This is a genomic window from Herminiimonas sp. CN (genome assembly GCF_000622895.1).
Lineage (GTDB): Bacteria > Pseudomonadota > Gammaproteobacteria > Burkholderiales > Burkholderiaceae_D > AVCC01.
On record NZ_AVCC01000061.1, the window covers coordinates 1 to 20860 of the forward strand.

Genomic DNA, 20860 nt, shown 5'->3' on the forward strand with positions numbered 1-20860 from the left:
TTTCGGCCACAACATTCTTCCCGGCATGTGTCTGCGTGCTGCTATGGGGAAAGAAAGACACTTTCAACAGGAAACTGCGACATAGCCTAAAAATCTGGAGTATAGCGATTTTCACTGCGAAATATAAAAATACATAATGCAGTATCTGTGCAGTGAAGCGCCGTGCAACGACAATCAAAAAAGCCCGCCGGAGCAAAGGCGGGCTTTTCCAGGTTGCAGAGTTTATGCTGACGGCGGCACGTAGCCGGCGGCGGCATCGGCGCCGTCGCCAAAGAAGTGTTTTTCCATCTGCGTGGCCAGGTATTTGCGCGCCCGCAGGTCGGCCAGGTTCAGGCGGTTTTCGTTGACCAGCATGGTCTGATGCTTGATCCAGCCGGCCCAGGCTTCCTTCGATACGCTTTCGTAAATCCGCTTGCCGAGTTCGCCCGGATACGGCGGGAAATCCAGTCCTTCTGCTTCCTTGTTGAGTTTGATGCAGTGAATCATACGTGCCATTGTGTTCTCCTTGGGGACCATCCTTCGCGGGAATGGCGGTGCTGAAAAAATGTTAATTTAAAGGTTTTTAATCAAGACCAGTGATTTGCGCTGCCAGTTATACATGTGTTGGCGATCTTTTGGCAGTGCGTCGACGCCGGCCCGGATGAAGCCGCGCTTCAGGAACCAGTGTGCGGTACGGGTGGTGAGCACGAACAGCTTGGTGAAGCCGGCCATGCGCGCGCGTTTTTCCATGTGCATGAGCAGGCGCTCGCCGTCGCCCTGGGCTTGCACCTCCGGATTGACCGTCAGGCACGCCATCTCCGCCATTTTCTCCGATTTGAACGGATACAGCGCAGCGCAGCCGAAAATCACGCCATCGTGCTCGATCACCGAGAAGTAATCGATTTCGCGCTCGATCAGTTCGCGCCCGCGCTTGACCAGAGTGCCGTCGGCTTCCAGCGGCTCGATCAGCTTCAGGATGCCGCCGACATCTTCAATCGTCGCTTCGCGCAGACTTTCCAGGTTTTCATAGCTGACCATGGTGCCCACGCCGTCATGAGTAAACAATTCCAGCAGGGTCGAGCCGTCGAGCTCGAACGGCACGATATGGACGCGCGGAACGCCGCTTCTGGATGCTTTGACGGCGTGTTTCAAGTAAAAGACGGTATCTTCCGGCAAATATCCGGCGTTGAGTACCGCGTCGGCCTGGGCTGAGGATAGTTCGCGGATTTCAGTGCCGTCAGGTTCGACCATCATCGGCGTCTCGCTGATGAAAATCAGTTTGTCGGCCCGCAGCACGGTGGCGGCGGACACCGCAACATCTTCCATGGTCAGGTTGAACGCTTCGCCCGTCGGCGAGAAACCCAGCGGCGACAGCAGCACCAGGCTGCCGGCATGCAGGATCTGGTCGATGGTTGCGTAGGCGATCTTGCGGGTTTGGCCGGTCAGTTGCAGGTCTACGCCATCGACGATGCCAAGCGGGCGGGCGGTCACGAAGTTGCCGGAAATGATGCTGATCGCCGCATGCGCCATCGGCGTATTCGGCAAGCCCTGGCTGAAGGCGGCTTCGATGTCGAGCCGCAATTCGCCGGCGGCTTCCTTCGCGCACTCCAGCGCAGCAGTGTCGGTGATCCGCACGCCGTTGTGGAAATGGCCTTCGACGCTGCGCAACGCCAGCTGTTCGGCCACCTGCGGGCGCGAGCCGTGCACGATCACGATCCTGATGCCCAGCGCATGCAGCAGCGACAAATCCTGCGCCAGCACCGGCAGCGCACCGGCCTTGACCAGTTCGCCCGGGAAGGCAACCACGAAGGTCTTGCCGCGAAACGCATGGATGTAAGGGGCGACAGAGCGCAGCCACTGGACGAATTGAAGAGAATTTTCCATCCGCGCATTATCCTGGAAACCGCGGCCGGCCGCTCACTTGCTTGCAGAAATTATGCATTTTTTGCAGAGGATAGAGCCCAGGCCGTACCGAACTTGCGCCTTATCCACCGCAGGGCAAGGCCAGGGCGACCATATGTGTGCGTTGCCCATGCGAGGAAGTACGCCTGCCCGATTCGGCTACAATGCCCGGCTGCAGGATGCACATCCTCACACAACCAGAGAGAACGCCGCGCACCATGTCAGTTCAGGAGCTTTATCAAAAGAAACGGGGTACCGCAGAAGATGCGATCAACCAGGTCAAAAACGGCGACTGCATCATAGTCCCGACCGGGGTCGGCGAGCCGCCGACGTTGCTGACGATGCTGTCGGCGCAGCGGCGCCGCTTCCATGATGTCAAGGTGGCGCAGATTCTGGCAGTGCGCAAATACGATTACATCGACCCGGAAACGGTCGATCATGTGCGCCATGTCGCGTTTTTCTTCGGCGGCGCCTCGCGCGCCGGCGGCCAGGAAGGCTGGATCGACTTCATTCCCAGCTATTTTTCAGAGATGCCGAGCATGATCGAACGCGGCCAGATTGCGGCTGACGTCGTGTTCTCGATGGCCTCGCCGATGGACCAGCACGGCTATTTTTCGCTCAGCCTGGGTGCCGACTACACGATGGCGGCGGTGGCCCGTGCGCGCGCAGTGGTGCTCGAAGTGAATCCGAACGTGCCATTCGCCTACGGCAATTGCCATGTGCATATTTCGCAAGTGACGGCGCTAATCGAGAGCAGCGAGCCGGTGCTGGAAGTAGGTTTGCCGAAAATCGGCCCGGTGCAGGAGGCGATCGGCAAGTATGTGGCCGACCTGATCGAGGACGGTTCGACGCTGCAGATCGGTTATGGCGGCATCCCGGATGCGGTGGTGATGCAGCTTACCAGCAAGCACGACCTCGGCATCCACACCGAGATGATCGGCGACGGCATCCTGACGCTGGTTGAAAGCGGCGTCGTTACCAACCGCAAAAAAACGTACTTGCGGGGGAAAATGATCGCCACCTTTGCGCTCGGCTCGAAAAAGCTGTACCAGTTCATGAATCGCAACCCGGCGCTCGAAATCCATCCGGTCGACTTCACCAATGATCCCTACCTGGCCGCGAAAAATGACAAGCTGGTGGCGATCAATGCCACGCTGCAGGTTGACCTGCTGGGGCAATGCGGGTCCGAGAGCCTCGGCCCGCTGCCGTATTCCGGCAGCGGCGGCCAGGTCGATTTCGTGCGCGCCGCCAACCGCTCGCGCGGCGGTAAGGCGTTCATCGTACTGCCATCGACCGCCAGGGACGACAGCATTACGCGCGTCGTGCCGATGCTTACGCCGGGTACCCATGTGACCACCGGCAAGAACGACATCAATTATGTCGTCACCGAATTCGGCGTCGCACAGTTGCGCGGCAAGACGGCGAAACAGCGTGCCCAGGAAATGATCGCGATTGCACATCCGGATTTCCGCGCAGAACTGACTGCAGCGGCCAGGCAGATGCATCTTTTGTAACCGATATTGCGCTTGATGCGCGATCGGCAGCCATCGCGCATATTTTAATTTTTATCGGGTATATTTTGCCTGCGCAATAAACATATGCGGCAAATGCCATAAAAATGGCAATACTCCATGTTTTTTTGAATGCAGCACCGGTTGGCGGCGCTTCATGTTTTTGCAGACAAGGCATAATCTCAGCGACGCAGCCCTGCAAGCACGACGGATTACGCCGAAGCGCTGCAAATCCGGCAAACACCTCACTTATCGTTTTCAGTACCCATGTCCAACCCACGTCGCCAGCAGGCATCGCCTGCGCAGACACCATTTCGCAATCTGCTGCCGCCGATCGTTTTTCCGGAAGAGTTGCCGGTGTCCGGCAAGCGCGCCGCTATCGCCGCTGCCATATTGGCGCATCAGGTCGTCATCGTCTGCGGCGAAACCGGCTCCGGCAAGACCACGCAGCTGCCGAAAATCTGCCTGGAACTGGGGCGCGGCCAGCTTGGGCTGATCGGTCACACCCAGCCGCGCCGCATCGCCGCGTCCTCCACCGCCAAGCGCATCGCGCAGGAGATCGGCTCGCCGCTGGGTGAGCATGTCGGCTACAAGGTGCGTTTTTCCGATACGTTGACTAAGGGCGCGTCGGTCAAGCTGATGACCGACGGCATCCTGCTGGCCGAGACCCAGACCGATCCGCTGCTGCGCCAGTACGACACCATCATCATCGACGAAGCGCACGAACGCAGTCTGAACATCGATTTCCTGCTCGGCTACCTGAAGCAGTTGCTGCCGCGGCGGCCGGATCTGAAACTGATCATCACCTCCGCCACCATCGATGCCGACCGTTTCGCGCGCCATTTCGGCAGCGAGGCGAAACCGGCGCCGGTGATCGAAGTCTCGGGCCGGCTGTATCCGGTCGAGCTGCGTTACCGCCCGGTGCAGGCCGACGGCAAGGACAAGGAGCGCGACCTGATGACGGCGATCACCGATGCGGTCGATGAGCTGTGCCGCATCGGCTCCGGCGACGTGCTGGTGTTTTTGCCGGGCGAACGCGAGATCCGCGACACCGCCGAAGCGCTGCGCAAGCATCATCCGGCGCATGTCGAGATATTGCCGCTGTTCGCCCGCCTGTCGGCGCAGGAGCAGGAACGGGTTTTCAAGACCTCGAGCGCGCGCCGCATCGTGCTGGCCACCAACGTGGCCGAAACCTCGCTGACCGTGCCCGGCATCCGCTACGTGGTGGATGCCGGCCTGGCGCGAGTGAAACGCTACAGCTATCGCAACAAGGTCGAGCAGCTGCAGATCGAGCCGATTGCGCAATCGGCCGCCAACCAGCGCGCCGGGCGTTGCGGCCGGGTCGCCGCCGGCGTCTGCGTGCGGCTGTATGACGAGCAGGACTATGCGCTGCGGCCGAAGTTCACCGAGCCTGAAATCCTGCGCTCGTCGCTGGCGGCGGTCATCCTGCGCATGAAGTCCTTGCACCTGGCCGATGTCGAAACCTTTCCGTTCATCGAGCCGCCGCCGGGGCGGGCGATTGCCGACGGCTACCAGTTGCTGCAGGAACTGGGTGCGGTAGGCGACACACAGGCGGATGCCAATGCGTTGACGCCGCTCGGCCACAAGCTGGCCAAGCTGCCGCTCGATCCGCGCGTCGGGCGCATGATCCTGGCCGCGCTGGATAACGTCTGCCTGACCGAAATGCTGATCATCGCGTCGGCGCTGTCGGTGCAGGACCCGCGCGACCGGCCGCTGGAGGCGCAGGCGGCCGCCGACGCCGCCCACAAGAAATTCGCCGACGAGAAATCGGAGTTCCAGAGCTACCTGAAAATCTGGAAATGGTTCGAAGAAGCGATCGAGCACAAGAAGACCAACCGCCAGCTGCAGGACAACTGCCGCGCCAATTTCCTGTCGCAGCTGCGCCTGCGCGAATGGCGCGACGTCCACTCGCAGTTGCTGACCATCGTGCGCGAGCAGGGCTGGCGCCTGAATGAAGCGCCGGCCACCTACGAGAACCTGCACAGCGCGCTGCTGACCGGCTTGTTGGGCAACATCGGCTTCAAGGCCGAGGACGAGCCGCATTTTCTCGGCGCGCGCGGCATCAAGTTCCATATCTGGCCCGGTTCCAGCCTGGTCAAGAAGCCGGGGCGCTGGGTGATGGCGGCCGAACTGGTCGACACCACGCGCCTGTATGCGCGCTGCATCGCGCAGATCCAGCCGGAATGGCTGGAGCGCGTCGGCGGCCATTTGCTGAAGAAATCCTGGGGCGAGCCGCGCTGGGAAAAGCGCAGCGCGCAGGTCGCGGCCTCCGAGCGCGCGACCCTGTACGGGCTGGTGGTGTACAGCCAGCGCAGCATCAACTATGCGCTGATCAATCCGAAAGAGGCGCGCGAAATCTTCATCCGCGATGCGCTGGTCGGCGGCGAATTCGACACCCGCGCACCGTTTTTCGCCTTCAACCACAAGCTGGTGCGCGAAATCGAAAACCTGGAGCACAAGTCGCGCCGGGTCGACGTGCTGGTCGATGAGGCGCTGATCGCCGCCTTCTACGACCAGATCCTGCCGGCCGACGTCTGCAACGGCATCAGCTTCGAAAAATGGCACAAGGACGCCACCGCCCAGAATCCGAAGCTGCTGTACCTGAACAAGGACGACCTGATGCGGCACGAGGCGGCCGGCGTCACCACCGACCTGTTCCCGAAGAAGATGACGGTGGCCGGCGCCGACATGCTGCTGACCTATCACTTCGAGCCCGGCAGCCCGCGCGACGGCGTCACCCTGGCGGTGCCTCTGTATGCGCTGAACCAGCTCAGCGCCGATCGCTGCGACTGGCTGGTGCCCGGCATGCTGAAGGAAAAAGTCCATCTGCTGCTGAAATCCCTGCCGCAGAAGCTGCGCCGTCACTGCGTGCCGCTGCCAGGCTATGCGGCCGGTTTTTGCGAGCGGGCCGAGTTCGGCAAGGGCAATCTGATCGATGCGCTGATCGCCGACATCCGCGAGCAGGTCGGGCTGGTGCCTTTGAGCACCGATTTCAAGCAGGAAACCCTGCCGACCCACCACACCATGAACATCAAGGTGATTGACGAGCACGGCCGCCAACTCGACATGGGCCGCAACCTGGCTGCGCTGCGGGCCGAATTCGGCGGCCAGGCCCGCGAGAGCTTCCAGAAGCTGGCGGTGCAGGCGGTGGCGGCGTCCGGCGACAGCACGCCCGGTGCAACGCCGGCGCGACGCGACGGCATAGGCAGCAAGCCGGCGCCATCGAAGCCGGCCGCCGGAACAAGCGCCGGCACGCAGCAGCAGGAAAACCTGACCGGCTGGACCTTCGGCGCGCTGCCGGAACTGCTGGAAGTGCAGCAGGGCAAGCAAACCCTGATCGGTTTTCCGGCGCTGGTCGACCAGAAGACCCATTGCACGCTGGAAGTGTTCGACGATCCGGCGGTGGCCGCGCGCACCCACCGCATCGGTCTGCGCCGGCTGTTTGCTCTGCAGTTGAAGGAGCAGGTCAAGTATCTGGAAAAGAATATTCCCGGCATGCAGCAGATGGGCATGCAGTTCATGGCGCTCGGTTCGCAGGAAGAGTTGCGCGACCAGATCATCCAGACCGCGCTCGACATCGCCTGTCTGCAGGAGCCGCTGCCGGCCAGCGCGGCCGAGTTCGAGCAGCGCCGCGACGCCGGCAAGACCCGCCTGGGCTTGCTGGCCAACGAAATCGCGCGCCTGGTGGGGCAGATTCTGGCTGAATTCCACGGCCTGCCGAAGAAGCTGCAAGGCATCAAGGCCCACGCGGCGGCCGCAGCCGACATCCAGGCGCAGTTACAGAACCTGATCGGCAAGCGCTTCCTGGCCGACACCGCGTATGCGCAACTGGCGCATTTCCCGCGTTACCTGAAGGCCATCAATGTGCGGCTCGACAAGCTGCGCGCCGATCCGGCCCGCGACGCCAAGCTGATGGCGGAGTGGAATGCAGTGGCTGCGCCCTGGCAGCGCGCGCTGAAAGAGCGGCGCGATGATCCGAAAATGACCGAATTCCGCTGGCTGCTGGAGGAGTTGCGGGTTTCGCTGTATGCGCAGGAGCTGCGCACGCCGATGCCGGTGTCGGCCAAGCGGCTGCAGAAGGTATGGGAGGCGATGCAGCGTTGAATGGCGTGCTGCGGGCGTGCTGCGCGGCCCGCAAGCCGATAAAACTAATTCGGCGATTGCCAGTCTAATTTTTCTGCCTGAAAAGAGACGCAAATGGCGCGGCGACGCATGTTGCCGCTGACGCAAACCATCGACTGGGATGCCGGACATGCAGCATCAAATGCCACAGGATCATGACGAAATCGCCTCTTTCATCACCGAGGAGACGCATCGGCTTGCCACGATATCGATGAATGATTATGGTTTCCAGCTGTCGGCCCGGATGGCGTTAAGCTATCTGGAGCGGGCCACCCGTGTGCTCGAATCGAAACGCTCGCGCAATCAGGAAATAATCAATGCACTAGGCGCGCTGAAGGCTGCGGCAGCAGCGATCGCCCGCGAATACGCGCAGCTGGAAAAATTCTGCACCGATTGCGAACGATTCAGTCATCAGGAAACGAAAAATGTGATCGAGTGGATTTCGAAGTGGGTGGTGCGCGCCATATCCAGGGAATATATGGGAACGGCCAGTTATCACCTTGCGCATAAAATTCGTACTTTCCATTCGATGCTGTGTTCGGTTCTGATCGAGGGATAAGGGCGTGGCCGGAAAAGGACGCGCCGACGCTTGAGCCCGCAGCTGTCCCCTTGTAGCCCAATCTCCAGCCGTGCCCCGGAGCCGATTTCATGTCTGATCTGCAGAAAGCTGGCAGATCAGGCGCTTTTGCGGTCATCTGGCTATCCAAATCGGGGTTTCATCGTTATATTGTCGTCAGGCACAGCGCTTGAAGCACGTTTCGTATTTGCCGGATAACCACGTATCGAATTCCCTGTGTATTGCGATAAAGCCTCATGGCCCGATATCCATGGGATTTTATTGCTTTAATGATAATAATATTTTCGTTTTTATGCAAAATAGCAAAACCAAGAAGCCGATTGAAATCAAGATATCCACCGTGGTTGCGGTCTCAGTCATTCTGCACATTGCAGAACTGCCGGTGCTGGCGGCGGCGCTGGATGAGATGACCGGCGGTGCGCCGGATTTTTTCGACGATGAAATTGCCGTGATCGATGTCGGCGCACTCGATCCGGCCGCTGCGGCACTGGACTGGGCAGCTCTGACCGACTTGCTGAAATCGCATCACCTGAATCCGATGGCGGTGCGCAATGCCCCGGCCGAATTGCACAGCGACATCAAGGCGCATGGCATGAGCATCGATGCGGTGACCACGCCGCGCGCCGGGGCCGTGGCAAGCGCGCCAGCTATCGAAATGATGGCAGAACCAGCAAAGCCGGAAGCGCCGGTCGCGCCGACAGCGGCAATGGCAGCCATGATCGTCGATACGCCGGTGCGCGCCGGCCAGCGCATTTATGCGCGCGGCGCCGATCTGATCATTACCGCAGTAGTCAACAACGGCGCCGAAGTGATTGCAGACGGCAGCATCCATATCTATGCGCCGTTGCGCGGTCGCGCGCTGGCCGGCGCCAGCGGCAATCCCGATGCCAGGATTTTTGCCATGGTGATGGAGCCCGAACTGGTGTCGATTGCCGGCATCTACCGTACTTTTGAAAACGGTTTCCCCCAAGACTTGGGGCAGCACCCCGCGCAAGTGCGACTGGTCGGCGACAAAATCGAGATCGTTGCGCTCAATCCGGCGTCGCGTTCCTGACCCGTATTCCAAATTTCGTATTTTGAAGGAGTCTTTTTGTGGCAAAAATCATTGTTGTGACCTCCGGCAAGGGCGGTGTCGGCAAGACCACCTCCAGCGCCAGTTTTTCTTCCGGCCTTGCAATGCGCGGTCACAAGACCGCAGTATTGGATTTCGATGTCGGCCTGCGCAACCTCGACCTGATCATGGGCTGCGAGCGGCGCGTGGTGTACGACCTGATCAATGTCATCAACCAGGAGGCGACGCTGAACCAGGCGCTGATCAAGGACAAGCATTGCGACAACCTGTTCATCCTGCCGGCCTCGCAGACGCGCGACAAGGATGCGCTGTCGGAAGAGGGTGTCGAGCGGGTGCTGCAGGATCTGGCAAAAATGGATTTCGATTACATCATCTGCGATTCGCCGGCCGGCATCGAGCACGGCGCGCTGATGGCGCTGACCTTTGCCGATGAAGCCATCGTGGTCACCAATCCCGAAGTGTCGTCGGTGCGGGATTCGGACCGGATTCTGGGCATCATTCAGGCCAAATCGCGCCGCGCGCTGGATGGCGGCGAGCCGGTCAAGGAACATCTGCTGATCACCCGCTACTCGCCCAAGCGGGTCGAGGCCGGCGAAATGCTGTCTTACGGCGATGTACAGGAAATCCTGCGCATTCCGCTGGTGGGCATCATTCCGGAGTCGGAATCGGTGCTGCATGCATCGAACCAGGGCAATCCGGCGATCCACCTGAAGGGCAGCGACGTGGCCGACGCCTACGAAGACCTGGTATCGCGCTTTCTGGGCGAGGAAGTGCCGCTGCGCTTCACCACCTACGAAAAGCCGGGGATATTCAAACGCATCTTTGGAGGCAAGTGACATGGCGCTGCTCTCATTTTTGTTCAAGGAGAAACCGAAAAGCGCGTCTGCCGCCAAGGAACGGCTGCAGATCATCATCGCCCGCGAACGCAGCGGCCGCGACGGCTACGATTTCCTGCCGGCGCTGCACAAAGAGCTGATCGAGGTTATCTCCAAATACACCAGAGTCAATGCGGAGGACATCCAGATTTCACTCGACCGCCAGGGCGACATGGAAGTGCTGGATGTGAATGTTGTGCTGCCGGATGCGCAAATGAGCCGGTAATTTGCAGCATTGCCGCAGCAGCAGCCCGGCGAAGGCCGAAAAAGCATATGTTTTACTGAAAATGCCTGGCAACGCCGCTTCACGCATCGGACGTGAAGCGGCGTTGTTTTTTGCGCCAGCAATGATTTAATTTATACTGTGCGTTGTATTTTTACATGACGCAGTAAAGGTATGCGAAAACAATAGTAAAAATCAATATACCCATTGTTTTTATTGACGCTTGGCAGCCTCGATGCGAGGTTATTGCGGCAGGCTCTGGTTTCTCAGTGCTAACTTTCGCGCCAGTTCCGCGTTGTCCAGAATCTGCCTGATCTGACTCTCCATGCGAACCACGTGGGAGCCGCTCCAATAGACTTGCCCGCATTTTCCGCACTCCCAAAAGCGCTCATGGCGCTGTCGAATGCGTAGCGGCACCCGATGCGCCACGGTCTTTTTATCCACCTCGCGAATCAGGGTATTGCAGTTCAGGCAGCGGCAAAATGGCCGCATCGCGCCCAGCAGGTCGAAACGCGCCAGCACTTCGTCCCTCTGCGCGCTGCCTGTAACTGCATGCAGATAGCAGCCGCGCACAATCGCCTTATGCATCAGAAGGTCGCGGTCGCGGGTCAGCACGATGCGTTCTTCGTCTGCTGCGATGCGGGCAACTTCCGCATCGCTGTAACTGTTGCGGTACAAAACGTCGAAGCCCAGCATCCGCAAATGCTTCGCGAGCCAGCCCAAATGGGCATCGGCGATGAATTTCTCGCCACGGAAAGGCCGCAGCGGCAAGTGCGTGAGTGCGCTGATGTCGAGTGAGGAAAAGTGCGGATAAACGCTGATCCGTTCGCCTTCCTGCAATTGGTGAGAAAAACCGACCGATTCCCCATTAATCAGAATCAGGTCGATTTCCGTATGCGGCACGCCGAACGCTTCCACCATGTTCTTTACCGTTGCACCCTTCGGGCATGCGCGGCGGCACCATTGCTGACGGCAAGGCTGCTTCAGAAACGCATTGAGTTCTGCGTAAAAACGAAACTGGGCGGTCGCCATGATCTTGCTTTCCGCTGGATATTTCCGTCCAGCATGCCGCGCACTTCGGCCATGCTTATTTGCGCCGGTACAGGCCGATCAGTTCGGTTTGTGCGATGACGTGCCCCCGCATTGCGCTTTCCAGTGCGCGCTTGGTCGGCTTGCCGCTCCCGGGCAGAATGGTATCCAGCGCGTACAGCTTGTGAAAGTAGCGATGGCTGCCGATTGGCGGGCAGGGACCGCCGTAGCCGCTGCGCTGCCAGTCGTTCAAGCCTTCGCGCGCTCCTGCCGGCAATGCGTGCGGCGCCACTCCTTGCGCCAGGCCGGATGCGTTCGGCGGAATGTTATACAGAACCCAGTGCACCCAGGTTCTCTGCGGCGCGGCCGGATCGGGCGCATCGGGATCGTCGACGATCAGGGCCAGACTTTTCGTGCCGGGCGGCAGGCCCGACCACGACAGCGGCGGCGAAACGTCGCTGCCGTCGCAGGTATGGATCACCGGAATATCGCCGCCGGCGCTGAAGGCCGGTGAAGTCAAGGTCAGTCCCATCGCATTTTGATCCTTTGCCGGAGCCATTCCCGTGATCAGCAGCAGCGCTGCCAGCAGGATGGAGCGCACACGCTGCATATCTCCCCCAATCAGAGGCAGTCACGATGATTGTCGCCCACAAGGGTTGGATTTCCTTGAGGAGCATCAAATTTTCTGTTGTAACCCGGCCCAGGAAGAAATCCGTGATGCAGATGGAAGCCAAACGCGTGCTAACAACCGGGAGTCTGCGATGAAGACGTTATCAGGAACTTGCTGCGCGATTGCTGCCATGTTCGTTTGCCGCAGCGGCCCGGGAGTCGGGCACCTTACGCACGTTGCATGTTCAAGGGTTCCGACTCCCGGTCGAAAACCTGAACCTTGTTTTTGCCGGCCCGTTTGGCTTCATACATGGCGCAATCGGCCTGCGACATCAGTTGTGCAGCTGAAATGCTGGCGCCTTCATGCGGCGCAATGCCGATCGAGACGCCGAGCGTAAATGTTTTGCCGTCGATCTCAAACGGTGCACCGATCGCCGCCAGCAATTGCTGCGCGACGCTAACCGCCACGCTACGGACATCGTGGAGATCGGTCAGCAGGACGACAAACTCGTCGCCGCCAAAACGCGCCACGGTATCGGTGCCGCGCCGCCCGTCCAGCAAGCGCGCGGCGACCTGGCGCAGGACGGCGTCGCCGGCCTTGTGCCCGAACTGATCGTTGACCGGCTTGAAATTATCGAGATCGCAAAACAGCAGGGCGAAATGCGAACCGTCGCGTTCGGCACGCGCCAGCGCCTGGTGCAGGCGATCGTCCAGCATGGCGCGGTTGCATAAGCCGGTGAGCGGGTCATGATGCGCCATGAAGTCCAGCCGCGCCTCGCTGGCCTTGAGTGCGGTTTCCTTTTCGTGCAGCCGCGCTATCAGGGAATTAAAGCCGCGCACCAGGTCGCCGACCTCGTCGCGGCACTTGACCGGCAGCGGCACCAGTGGGCGACTGCCATCGGCCATCTCGCGCATCGAGCGTGCCGCCGCCGTCAACGGGCGTAATATGTGCGGCAACAGCAGCAGCAATACCGCAATCATTACGGCCAGACTCGCCAGGGTGCCATTCAGGATAAGACCGCGCATCGCTGCAATCGGACGGAATATCTCCGCAGTAGGCGTGCGCGCGACGACAAACCAGCCGGTGCTGGGCACCGTCACCATGGCCGACAATTCCTCGACGCCTTTGGGAGTGCGTGTGATGCCGGTGCCGCGAAAGCCGGCCATGGCCCGATCGTGCAGCAGATTCAGGCCGGGGGCCGGGGTCGGCCTGAATATCATGGCCGGGTCGCTGGCACCGACGAACAGTTTGTCGGCCGGTGAAATCAGAAGGAAGCCGCCGCCGGCGCCGAGCCGGGTCGTTTGCAATCGATCGAGAAAGCCGGGCGCATCCAGTGCGACTACTCCCACTACTACAGCCACCACCTCTCTGGCGGCATTGCGTACCGGCGCCGCCATGATCAGGATCGGCGCGCCGTTGGCGCGGCCGCGCTGCGGCCTGCTCATTACCGGCGCATCGGCCCGCAGTGCGGCCTGGAACCAGTCGGAATCTGTATAGGTCAGTTTGTTGCGCCCGGCCACCACCGGATATTGCACCAGCGGGTGGCTGCCGTCCGGTCGCAGCACCAGCAGGCCGCTGTTAAACAAGGGATTCACGCGCTGCCGTTCGGCAACCCAAAGCGCCAGTTTCTCGGGCTGCGACAGCAGCGCCGGCGGCAGCGCTGCTGCCAGTTCGCCGATCAGCGCCCGGCGCACTTGGATGCTGTGATCGATGTCGCGCGCAACATAAGTTGCAATCGACAATTGCTGCGCCGCCACCAAGTCATGCAAGAGCCCTTGCGCAAACGGCAGCGCAACCAGCAGGCGCAACAAGACGCCGCCCACGATCAGCAATACGCCGAGTGCGATCAGACGGAACTTCATGCTGTGAAAAATTGACATGAAACAATGATACCGAAAATCAGCCCGCAGCATCGGTCAATTCCGTTTGATTGCACAATTACATGGGGTATGCATAAAAATAACGCTATTTCATGCATGTTTTTATTGCGGGTATGAAAAATACAGGGTTTGGTAATGATGAATGCGTGACGGTGCGCTCTATGGCGCTTGCTTGCGTTTGCGGCTGGTGCACTGGGCATTTTGCGCCAGCCGCCGTACTTCACCGCATTTCGAAGGCTTCTTGATGAAACCGCAGCCGGCTTCGGAAGGTGCGTTGCAAACCTTCCTTGATGCTATCTGCCAGCCCCTGCGGGCCGCAGAACCAGACTTCGGCACGTTTTGCGCCGGCATGCAACGCGTGGAGTTTTTCGGAGGTCAGCAGTTGCCCCTGCCGGGCGTCATGTACATGCAGGCGGATGCCGGGCAGGGCGGCGCAGAGCGCTTCCAGTTTCGGGATCATGCTGTCGCTGGCGCGGTCGCGCGTGCAGTAGTGCAGGTCGGCCGCCGGCGCTGCGTCCGACTGGTCTTGCAGCGATTCCAGCCAGGCCAGGAAGGGCGTGATGCCGATGCCGCCGGCGATCCATATCTGCTGTGCCTGCGGGTTGCGGCGCGCCAGGTCGAACCGTCCGTACGGCCCTTCGACACTGACTGCCTGGCCGGGTTGCAGCCGCTGCGCCAGGCCACGGGTATAGTCGCCCAGGCCCTTGATCTGGAGCGTGATGTTGCGGTCGCCGCGGTCGGCGCTGGCAATCGTGAACGGATGCGCGCCTTCGCTGCGGTTAAAGGTGACGAAGGCGAACTGGCCGGGGCGATGCCCCTTCCAGCCGGGGGCGAGGCGGCATTGGACTGCGGTGATGTCGGTGAAACTATTGCAGACCGAGACTACGGTTCCGCTTACCTGCCGGCGCTGGCCGATGCGTCCGGTCAGCGACAGTGCGCTGGAAATCGCGCCGGCCGTGAGTAATAGCGCCAGCAGCAGGCCGACCGGCTGCAGCCAGTAGCCGGGCGGCGCCAGCACGGCGGCGTGAAAGGCCAGCGTCAGGTAGATGGCTGGCATGATCCGGTGCAGAGTGCGCCAGATTTGATACGGGAAGCGTTTCCACAGCGTCAGCACCAGCATCGCCAGCGCCGCGTAGATCGCCCATTCGCCCATGTCCTTGCCGAAATGGCGCAGCGCATCGAACCAGGCGCTGTAATGTTCCTTCGGCAAGCGGCCGGCGCGGCCGATGGTGGCCTTGAGCACATCGTCCGACATTTCGAGCAGCCAGTGGGCCGCGGCAAAGCCGATGGCGAGAATGCCAGACCATTTGTGCAGCCGGTAGACGCGGTCCATGCCGCCCAGCGGTCGCTCCAGCCAGGCCGGCCGCGTGGCCAGCAGCATCGATAGCGACATCAGTGCAATCGAATATAGTCCGGTCAGGTACAAGCCTTGCTGGCGCATGGTCCAGAGCACGGAGCTGCCGGAAGGGCCGGGGCCGTACAGCAGGTCCCAGCCCCAGCCGAGGGTGACGATGGCCAGCAGGCCGGCAAGAATGGTTTTCATGAGTTTTGAGCCTGAGCAAGTGGAGAATCGGTTCGCGCTGCGAACCCGGAGCCGTCGTTGCGCTGATCGTGGCTGCATTCTGCGCAACGATGCCTGAACCTGCTCTGAAGCGCTCGTTCATGCTGGGTTCAGGATTGTCCTAAGTGTCGCAGGTCGTTATCATCGATGGATCTCAGATGTCTTTACAGGATTCACCATGCTCCGCTTCGCCGCCAATCTTTCCATGATGTACACCGAACATGCGTTCGTCGATCGCTTTGCGGCGGCGGCGCGGGACGGCTTCAAGGCGGTGGAATTCCTGTTTCCGTACGAATATCCGGCCGAAACCCTGCGCCAGTTGCTGGCCGATAACGGTCTGGAGCAAGCGTTGTTCAACGCGCCGCCCGGCGACTGGGCCGGCGGCGAGCGCGGCCTGGCGTCGCTGCCGGGGCGCGAAGAGGACTTCAAGCGTTCGATTGACATTGCGCTCGACACTGCGCGGCTGCTGGGGAATAAGAAATTGCACGTGATGGCCGGCCTGATTCGGCCAGAGCAGGATCGTGCCCGCCACCGTGCGGTGTATCTGGAAAATCTGGCGTATGCGGCACGCTTGGCGGCGGCGCACGGCGTGACCGTGACGATCGAGCCGATCAATACGCGCGATATGCCGGGTTTTTTCCTGAACCGGCAGGATGAGGCGCAGGCGATTTGCGCCGAGGTGGCGGCCGACAACCTGCAGGTGCAGTTCGACCTGTACCACTGCCAGATCACGGAAGGCGATTTGGCAGTCAAGCTGCAGCGCGACATGGCCCGCCAGCCGGGCGGCGCTGGCGGCATCGGCCATCTCCAGATCGCCGGCGTGCCCGAGCGGCACGAGCCGGATGTGGGCGAGATCAATTACCCGTATTTGTTCGCGCTGATCGACAGTCTCGGCTATTCCGGCTGGATCGGCTGCGAATACCGGCCGCGCGCGGGCACCTCGGCCGGGTTGGCCTGGCTGCAGCCGTGGCTTTGAAGTTTGATTTTGTCGTCTGCCGCTATGCAAGACGCACGACGTACTCGACATGCGCTCGAATATTGAGGTGCAGAAGCTGAAGGATACGACAGGATACGACTGCAATCGATGCCGGAATCTCGCGGGAGTAAATCTCGCGAGACTGCATTATCTATTATATGAATATCTAGTATTTTAATAATAAATTAGTGATATATGCTGCGATGCGGTATAGTGTTTCTGTCTCCTCCAACTCCGTAAAAAGATTGGATTTAGCCCGCGCCGCAAGGTCTGCGGGCTTTTTTTTATTTATCCAGCATGAGCGCAGCGGGCGGCTGCAAATCTGGCAGGAGTAGAAAGCAACATGCTGGCCTGACGCATCGGAAGCAGATAACCCCGTCTCCTATTGGATTGGTTTGCGTTCTTATCTGCTTTCGGCATATCCTTTATTTGTCGTTGCAGGTCGAAGCAGGTGAAGCGCGCTCTACATTGCGTCGCTGGCCAGTTCGCTTCGGATGTCCGAGACGTCCGCGACAGGTAATCAGTCGTGGATGTCCGACCTCAGACCCGAAGTGTGTCGTCGTTAAAATTGAAAGTTCGCTAATCGATATGGATTTTGCACTTACACTCAAGAAAACCTTGACGCTGCTTGCCTTGGTGGATCCGCTATTGGCCGTACCCTTATTCATTTCTGCCACCACCAATCTGGATTTGGCGGGTAAGAAAAAATTCAGCGGCCATCTGGGGTTGACCGTCGGCTTCGCGCTTCTTGTCGGCGGCTTGTTCGGGCTGCACTTTCTTTCCTTAATGGGGGTATCTCTGGCGGCCATGCAGGTGGGCGGCGGCGCCATTGTTTTTGTCGTCGCCTTGGCAATGGTAATTGCCAAGGAAGAATCAATCAAATATACCCCTGCGGAGTCCGCCAAGGCTGCTGCCAGCCCTTCGATCGTTCCTCTTGCGATTCCATTGCTTGCCGGTCCTGCAGCGCTTTCTTATGTGATGGCGACATCGAAAATTAACCACATGGGCGATCTTTTGCACATCATTGCGCCGCCGGTATTGGTCGGTACCGCTACCTGGCTCTGCTTTCGTTTGGCCAGCCGTGGTGGCGATTGGCTGTCGGAGACAACACTCAGCGTGATTGAACGCTTGTCTGGATTCCTGTTGGCGGCAATTGCCGTTGAAATGATGGCAGCTGGAATTAAAGCATTATTTTTGGGCTCTGCGGGGAACTGAAATTGGTGGTGCAGCTCGTTGTTGAGTCGAAAAACCGCATTCATATCGAAATGCGGTTTTTTTGCATACTTAGCATGCTTAAAAACCAGTAGCCTGTGCTTTGACTTGAGGCGGGACAGGCAGAGTGTTGTCTTATTCGGATTTGTTGAGCAAATTAAAATGCTCCACTACCGGCGGCGATGCGAAATAGGGGCCAACAATGCTGCGCCACTCTTGAAATGCATTTGATTCACGGAAATCCACCGTATGATTTTCCAAAGTGTCCCAGAAAATCATCAGTACATAGCGTTCCGGAGATTCGATTCCTCTGTTTATTTTATATCCGTTAAAGCCTTTTGCTTTTGAAATCACCTGGTCGATACCGCGTTGAATTGCTGTATCGAAATCGGTTTGTTTGCCTGGTTGTATGCGGATATCAGCCAGTTCGAGAATCATGTTTTGTCCATTTCATATGGTGGGGGAGTTACTGCATAGCGCAACACGCTTTTGCAGCGCAGTCGTCGGGGGCGGATAGCTGCTATGATAAAGCCAAATCAAATATGTTGGAATTATGGATAAAACGAGTATAATTCCGCCTTCGATGTTTGGCCCTAGGCTGTCAGTTTCGGCTGATGCCAAGATAAAAATATTGTAATTGGATTTTCAATTGCTGTTACAATTCAGCGCGGTCCGGTATGACGGCGATAATTGAAAGTGAATGGCGGGGTAGCAAAGAGGTTATGCAGCGGCCTGCAAAGCCGTTTAGACCGGTTCGATTCCGGTCCCCGCCTCCAGAATCAAAAAGAGAGAGCGCCGAAGGCGCTTTTTTTCTAAGCAAGTTGTTTATAGCGGTTGCATGCCCGGGTGGTGAAACTGGTAGACACATCGGACTTAAAATCCGCCGCTTACCTGAAAAGGGGCGTGCCGGTTCGATTCCGGCTCCGGGCACCAAATTCGCTTCAGTCGTTCCAACTTGTAGGGCGTCAGTGGCTTTCGTTGTGCTTCATTTAACGACTAGCTGCGTCTTTAGTTTTTTGTTTTGAAAAAATGCCTGATTCATCTTCCAGTCTCTGCTGAACGCAGGGCATCTCTCGAGCGCACTCGTTGCAGGTTCATCGCATATCGTGGCAGTAGCTCAGTTGGATAGAGCAACGGCCTTCTAAGCCGTAGGTCGTGGGTTCGATTCCCTCCTGCCACACCAAAAAATAAAATCAAATTGTTACAAGATTGTGTCTGCAGCGATTTTTATTTCAGGCTTGCATTCTTGTGTCATGTGGCGGCTATGTAGGATTTTCCGCAGCGTGTAGGCTTTCCATCGGCACACATAAAAAAACCCGCGAACCTTGCGGCTGCGGGCTAAATCCAACATTTAGCAGGAGTTGGATAAGGGACATAGCCACTCTATCCATGCCACGCCCCGACTACCCTGTTTTTTACATCTACTTGCAAGTTGTACATTTTGCACACACTGGACGAAAAATCCTGGTGGGTGATACCGCATTTCCAGTGTTGGTCGGTGTTGACATCCCGAATTTTCTGGAGTGCCGGGTTAATCGCGTACCCGTTGGCATACATTGATTGAATAAACAGTCGGGGCGTGCGCTGCCCATCGCTTTGCCGTGCCGCCGTGAAGTGCCCTGATCGATCATGCTTCTTGGGACGAATGGTTTGGACATCAAGGAGCGCATACAAACCGCACATATCGTAGACGGATAGCCGCTAATCTGGGTTGGCAGCGTCATGGTTTCAACCATGCGAAGTCTGCTTTGATCGCTGTACAATGGATGCCGCAGTACATTGTTGATCTGTTGTGGTTAGTTCGGACCTTGTCGATTGGCGCTATCTTTCTATTATTCTTGCTTATTCCCGAGAACATGGCGCCCACTAAATATGTGCCGGCTAGTGCCACCAAGGATCGCCTGTTTTTGGAAATCACGCGAACTCATACCAACGTTGCATGGGCAAAGTTGAAAACACCGTGTAGACCGAGCGTGAGTCCGTGGCAGGCTTCGTCAAATTCATGGGGCAATAATTCAAGAGCCAGTTGCTGGCGGGGATCGATTTGTTTATTGTCAACAATATTGAGAATTCTGTTCAAGGTTATGCGCTAACTAATTAATTTTCTTGCAGATTTTATCGATTTTGCTAAACTGAAACAATATATAAAAATTGCACCAAATAGGGAGGTTTGTGATGCCTAAATCTGCATTAGCTTTGCTTTTTTCAATGGTGTTCGCTGTGTTTTCTGCACCCGCAGCACTGGCTAAAGAAGTTTTAGCAGATGCGGCGCAGCCCAAGAAGGCCAGCGCCCATAAATCGGTTGGGGCCAAAGCCAAAATCGTCGCCAGCCATGGCGGGCGGAAAAGAGTCATTGCCGACCATAAAAGAAAAAACACAAATGGCGCCGCAATTCACAAGCGTAAAACTGCACATAAGCGTGCATTGGCAGCGCCGGTTGCGGAGGTGATACCGGCCAAGCCGACGTTTGGCGACATGGCTGGATTGAACCACACGCATGACCCGCTTGATCTCAAGTCGAATGTTGCATTTGTCATGGATCAGGCAACTTCCGAGGTTCTGTTCGACAAAAATTCGCGGGTGGCATTACCGATGGCATCCATTACAAAATTGATGACGGCGCTGGTAGTGCTTGATTCCCAGCAAGATATGAACGAGATACTGGAAGTGACGAGTCAGGATGTCGATTATGAAAGGAATAGCGGCTCCCGTCTGAGGGTGGGGGCTCAGTTGTCGCGTACCGATATGCTCCATATTGCGCTGATGAGTTCGGAAAATCGGGCTGCTTCGGCGCTGGGGCGCAGCTATCCGGGCGGCTTGTCGAATTTTGTCAAACGCATGAACGAAAAAGCGCGGATGATTGGCATGACCGATACCGTGTATGTCGATTCAACCGGGCTGTCGAGCCGGAACGTGGCCAGCGCGCGTGACTTGGCCAAACTGGTGAGCGCTGCCTACAACTATCCGATCGTGCGCCAATATTCGACCGACACCCGTTACATAGTGGAACCGGGCGGGCGTGCGCTGCAATATTCGACCTCCAATGGATTGGTCAAGAATCCGGAGTGGGACATCGGTTTGCAAAAGACAGGTTACATCTCTGAAGCCGGCCGATGCCTGGTGATGCAGGCTAAGATCGAGGGGCGTCCGGTGGTGATGGTTTTTCTCGACTCCAAAGGCAAGCAATCGCGTCTGGGGGATGCCGGGCGTGTTCGCAAGTGGCTGCAGACGTCGCCGTCAACCTTGTCGGGAACGCATGTGGTTGCCAAGCAGAGTTGATCGCTTGTTCATATGGCAAAAAAAACGACGA

The 20860-nt window shown here is 58.4% G+C and carries 17 protein-coding genes and 3 tRNA genes; 12 read left to right on the forward strand and 8 right to left on the reverse strand.

Annotated features, from left to right (window positions below; all coding sequences use genetic code 11):
* Positions 1-222 precede the first annotated feature (222 nt).
* The gene (locus HMCN_RS0112655; RefSeq protein ID WP_025917744.1) at positions 223-495 is read right to left on the reverse strand and encodes an oxidative damage protection protein; all 273 of its coding nucleotides are present in this window, start codon (positions 493-495) and stop codon (positions 223-225) included.
* A 57-nt stretch (positions 496-552) separates the two neighbouring features.
* Complete coding sequence (gene argA / locus HMCN_RS0112660; protein WP_025917745.1) at positions 553-1863, reverse strand: amino-acid N-acetyltransferase; 1311 nt, start codon at positions 1861-1863, stop codon at positions 553-555.
* A 236-nt stretch (positions 1864-2099) separates the two neighbouring features.
* Between argA and HMCN_RS0112665 the strand changes: the two genes are divergently transcribed.
* The 6 genes from HMCN_RS0112665 to minE all read left to right on the forward strand — a co-directional run bounded on the left by HMCN_RS0112665 (position 2100) and on the right by minE (position 10285).
* Positions 2100-3395, forward strand: coding sequence for an acetyl-CoA hydrolase/transferase family protein (locus HMCN_RS0112665; protein WP_025917746.1), 1296 nt, complete (start codon positions 2100-2102; stop codon positions 3393-3395).
* A gap of 264 nt (positions 3396-3659) precedes the next feature.
* Positions 3660-7517, forward strand: coding sequence for an ATP-dependent RNA helicase HrpA (gene hrpA / locus HMCN_RS0112670; protein ID WP_025917747.1), 3858 nt, complete (start codon positions 3660-3662; stop codon positions 7515-7517).
* Positions 7518-7677: 160 nt separating this feature from the next.
* Positions 7678-8094, forward strand: coding sequence for a hypothetical protein (locus tag HMCN_RS0112675; RefSeq protein WP_155837563.1), 417 nt, complete (start codon positions 7678-7680; stop codon positions 8092-8094).
* A gap of 310 nt (positions 8095-8404) precedes the next feature.
* Positions 8405-9166: a septum site-determining protein MinC gene (minC, locus tag HMCN_RS0112680; RefSeq protein WP_025917749.1), complete on the forward strand. Its 762-nt coding sequence runs from the start codon at positions 8405-8407 to the stop codon at positions 9164-9166.
* A 38-nt stretch (positions 9167-9204) separates the two neighbouring features.
* Complete coding sequence (gene minD / locus HMCN_RS0112685; protein WP_025917750.1) at positions 9205-10020, forward strand: septum site-determining protein MinD; 816 nt, start codon at positions 9205-9207, stop codon at positions 10018-10020.
* Position 10021: 1 nt separating this feature from the next.
* Positions 10022-10285 (forward strand): cell division topological specificity factor MinE, encoded by a 264-nt coding sequence (minE, locus tag HMCN_RS0112690; RefSeq protein WP_025917751.1) that lies wholly within the window; start codon positions 10022-10024, stop codon positions 10283-10285.
* A gap of 240 nt (positions 10286-10525) precedes the next feature.
* On the opposite strand, the gene HMCN_RS0112700 is transcribed toward minE, so the two are convergent.
* The 4 genes from HMCN_RS0112700 to HMCN_RS0112715 form a co-directional block, all read right to left on the reverse strand.
* Positions 10526-11314, reverse strand: a complete 789-nt coding sequence (locus HMCN_RS0112700) for a Mut7-C RNAse domain-containing protein (RefSeq protein ID WP_025917752.1) — start codon at positions 11312-11314, stop codon at positions 10526-10528.
* A 55-nt stretch (positions 11315-11369) separates the two neighbouring features.
* Positions 11370-11843 (reverse strand): YbhB/YbcL family Raf kinase inhibitor-like protein, encoded by a 474-nt coding sequence (locus tag HMCN_RS0112705; protein WP_155837565.1) that lies wholly within the window; start codon positions 11841-11843, stop codon positions 11370-11372.
* Between the two features lie 305 nt (positions 11844-12148).
* Complete coding sequence (locus HMCN_RS0112710; RefSeq protein ID WP_162174147.1) at positions 12149-13783, reverse strand: GGDEF domain-containing protein; 1635 nt, start codon at positions 13781-13783, stop codon at positions 12149-12151.
* 238 nt (positions 13784-14021) lie between these two features.
* Positions 14022-15344, reverse strand: a complete 1323-nt coding sequence (locus HMCN_RS0112715; RefSeq protein WP_025917755.1) for a ferric reductase-like transmembrane domain-containing protein — start codon at positions 15342-15344, stop codon at positions 14022-14024.
* Positions 15345-15540: 196 nt separating this feature from the next.
* On the opposite strand from HMCN_RS0112715, the gene otnI reads away from it, so the two are divergent.
* Together otnI and HMCN_RS0112725 are read left to right on the forward strand one after the other, a co-directional pair.
* Positions 15541-16338 carry a 2-oxo-tetronate isomerase gene (otnI, locus tag HMCN_RS0112720; protein WP_025917756.1) on the forward strand — a complete coding sequence of 266 codons (798 nt, stop codon included), beginning with the start codon at positions 15541-15543 and terminating at the stop codon, positions 16336-16338.
* Positions 16339-16926: 588 nt separating this feature from the next.
* Positions 16927-17553, forward strand: coding sequence for a MarC family protein (locus HMCN_RS0112725; RefSeq protein WP_025917757.1), 627 nt, complete (start codon positions 16927-16929; stop codon positions 17551-17553).
* Positions 17554-17685: 132 nt separating this feature from the next.
* Here HMCN_RS0112725 and HMCN_RS0112730 read toward each other — a convergent pair whose 3' ends face one another.
* Positions 17686-17988: an antibiotic biosynthesis monooxygenase gene (locus tag HMCN_RS0112730; RefSeq protein WP_025917758.1), complete on the reverse strand. Its 303-nt coding sequence runs from the start codon at positions 17986-17988 to the stop codon at positions 17686-17688.
* A gap of 264 nt (positions 17989-18252) precedes the next feature.
* Between HMCN_RS0112730 and HMCN_RS0112735 the strand changes: the two genes are divergently transcribed.
* The 3 genes from HMCN_RS0112735 to HMCN_RS0112745 all read left to right on the forward strand — a co-directional run bounded on the left by HMCN_RS0112735 (position 18253) and on the right by HMCN_RS0112745 (position 18733).
* Positions 18253-18326: transfer RNA gene (locus HMCN_RS0112735), tRNA-Cys, on the forward strand.
* A 64-nt stretch (positions 18327-18390) separates the two neighbouring features.
* Positions 18391-18483: transfer RNA gene (locus HMCN_RS0112740), tRNA-Leu, on the forward strand.
* Positions 18484-18656: 173 nt separating this feature from the next.
* Positions 18657-18733: transfer RNA gene (locus HMCN_RS0112745), tRNA-Arg, on the forward strand.
* A gap of 741 nt (positions 18734-19474) precedes the next feature.
* On the opposite strand, the gene HMCN_RS19375 is transcribed toward HMCN_RS0112745, so the two are convergent.
* Positions 19475-19630 carry a hypothetical protein gene (locus HMCN_RS19375; RefSeq protein ID WP_155837564.1) on the reverse strand — a complete coding sequence of 52 codons (156 nt, stop codon included), beginning with the start codon at positions 19628-19630 and terminating at the stop codon, positions 19475-19477.
* 95 nt (positions 19631-19725) lie between these two features.
* Here HMCN_RS19375 and HMCN_RS0112755 point away from each other — a divergent pair, with 95 nt between their 5' ends.
* Positions 19726-20829, forward strand: a complete 1104-nt coding sequence (locus HMCN_RS0112755) for a serine hydrolase (protein ID WP_025917760.1) — start codon at positions 19726-19728, stop codon at positions 20827-20829.
* The last annotated feature ends 31 nt before the right edge of the window (positions 20830-20860 follow it).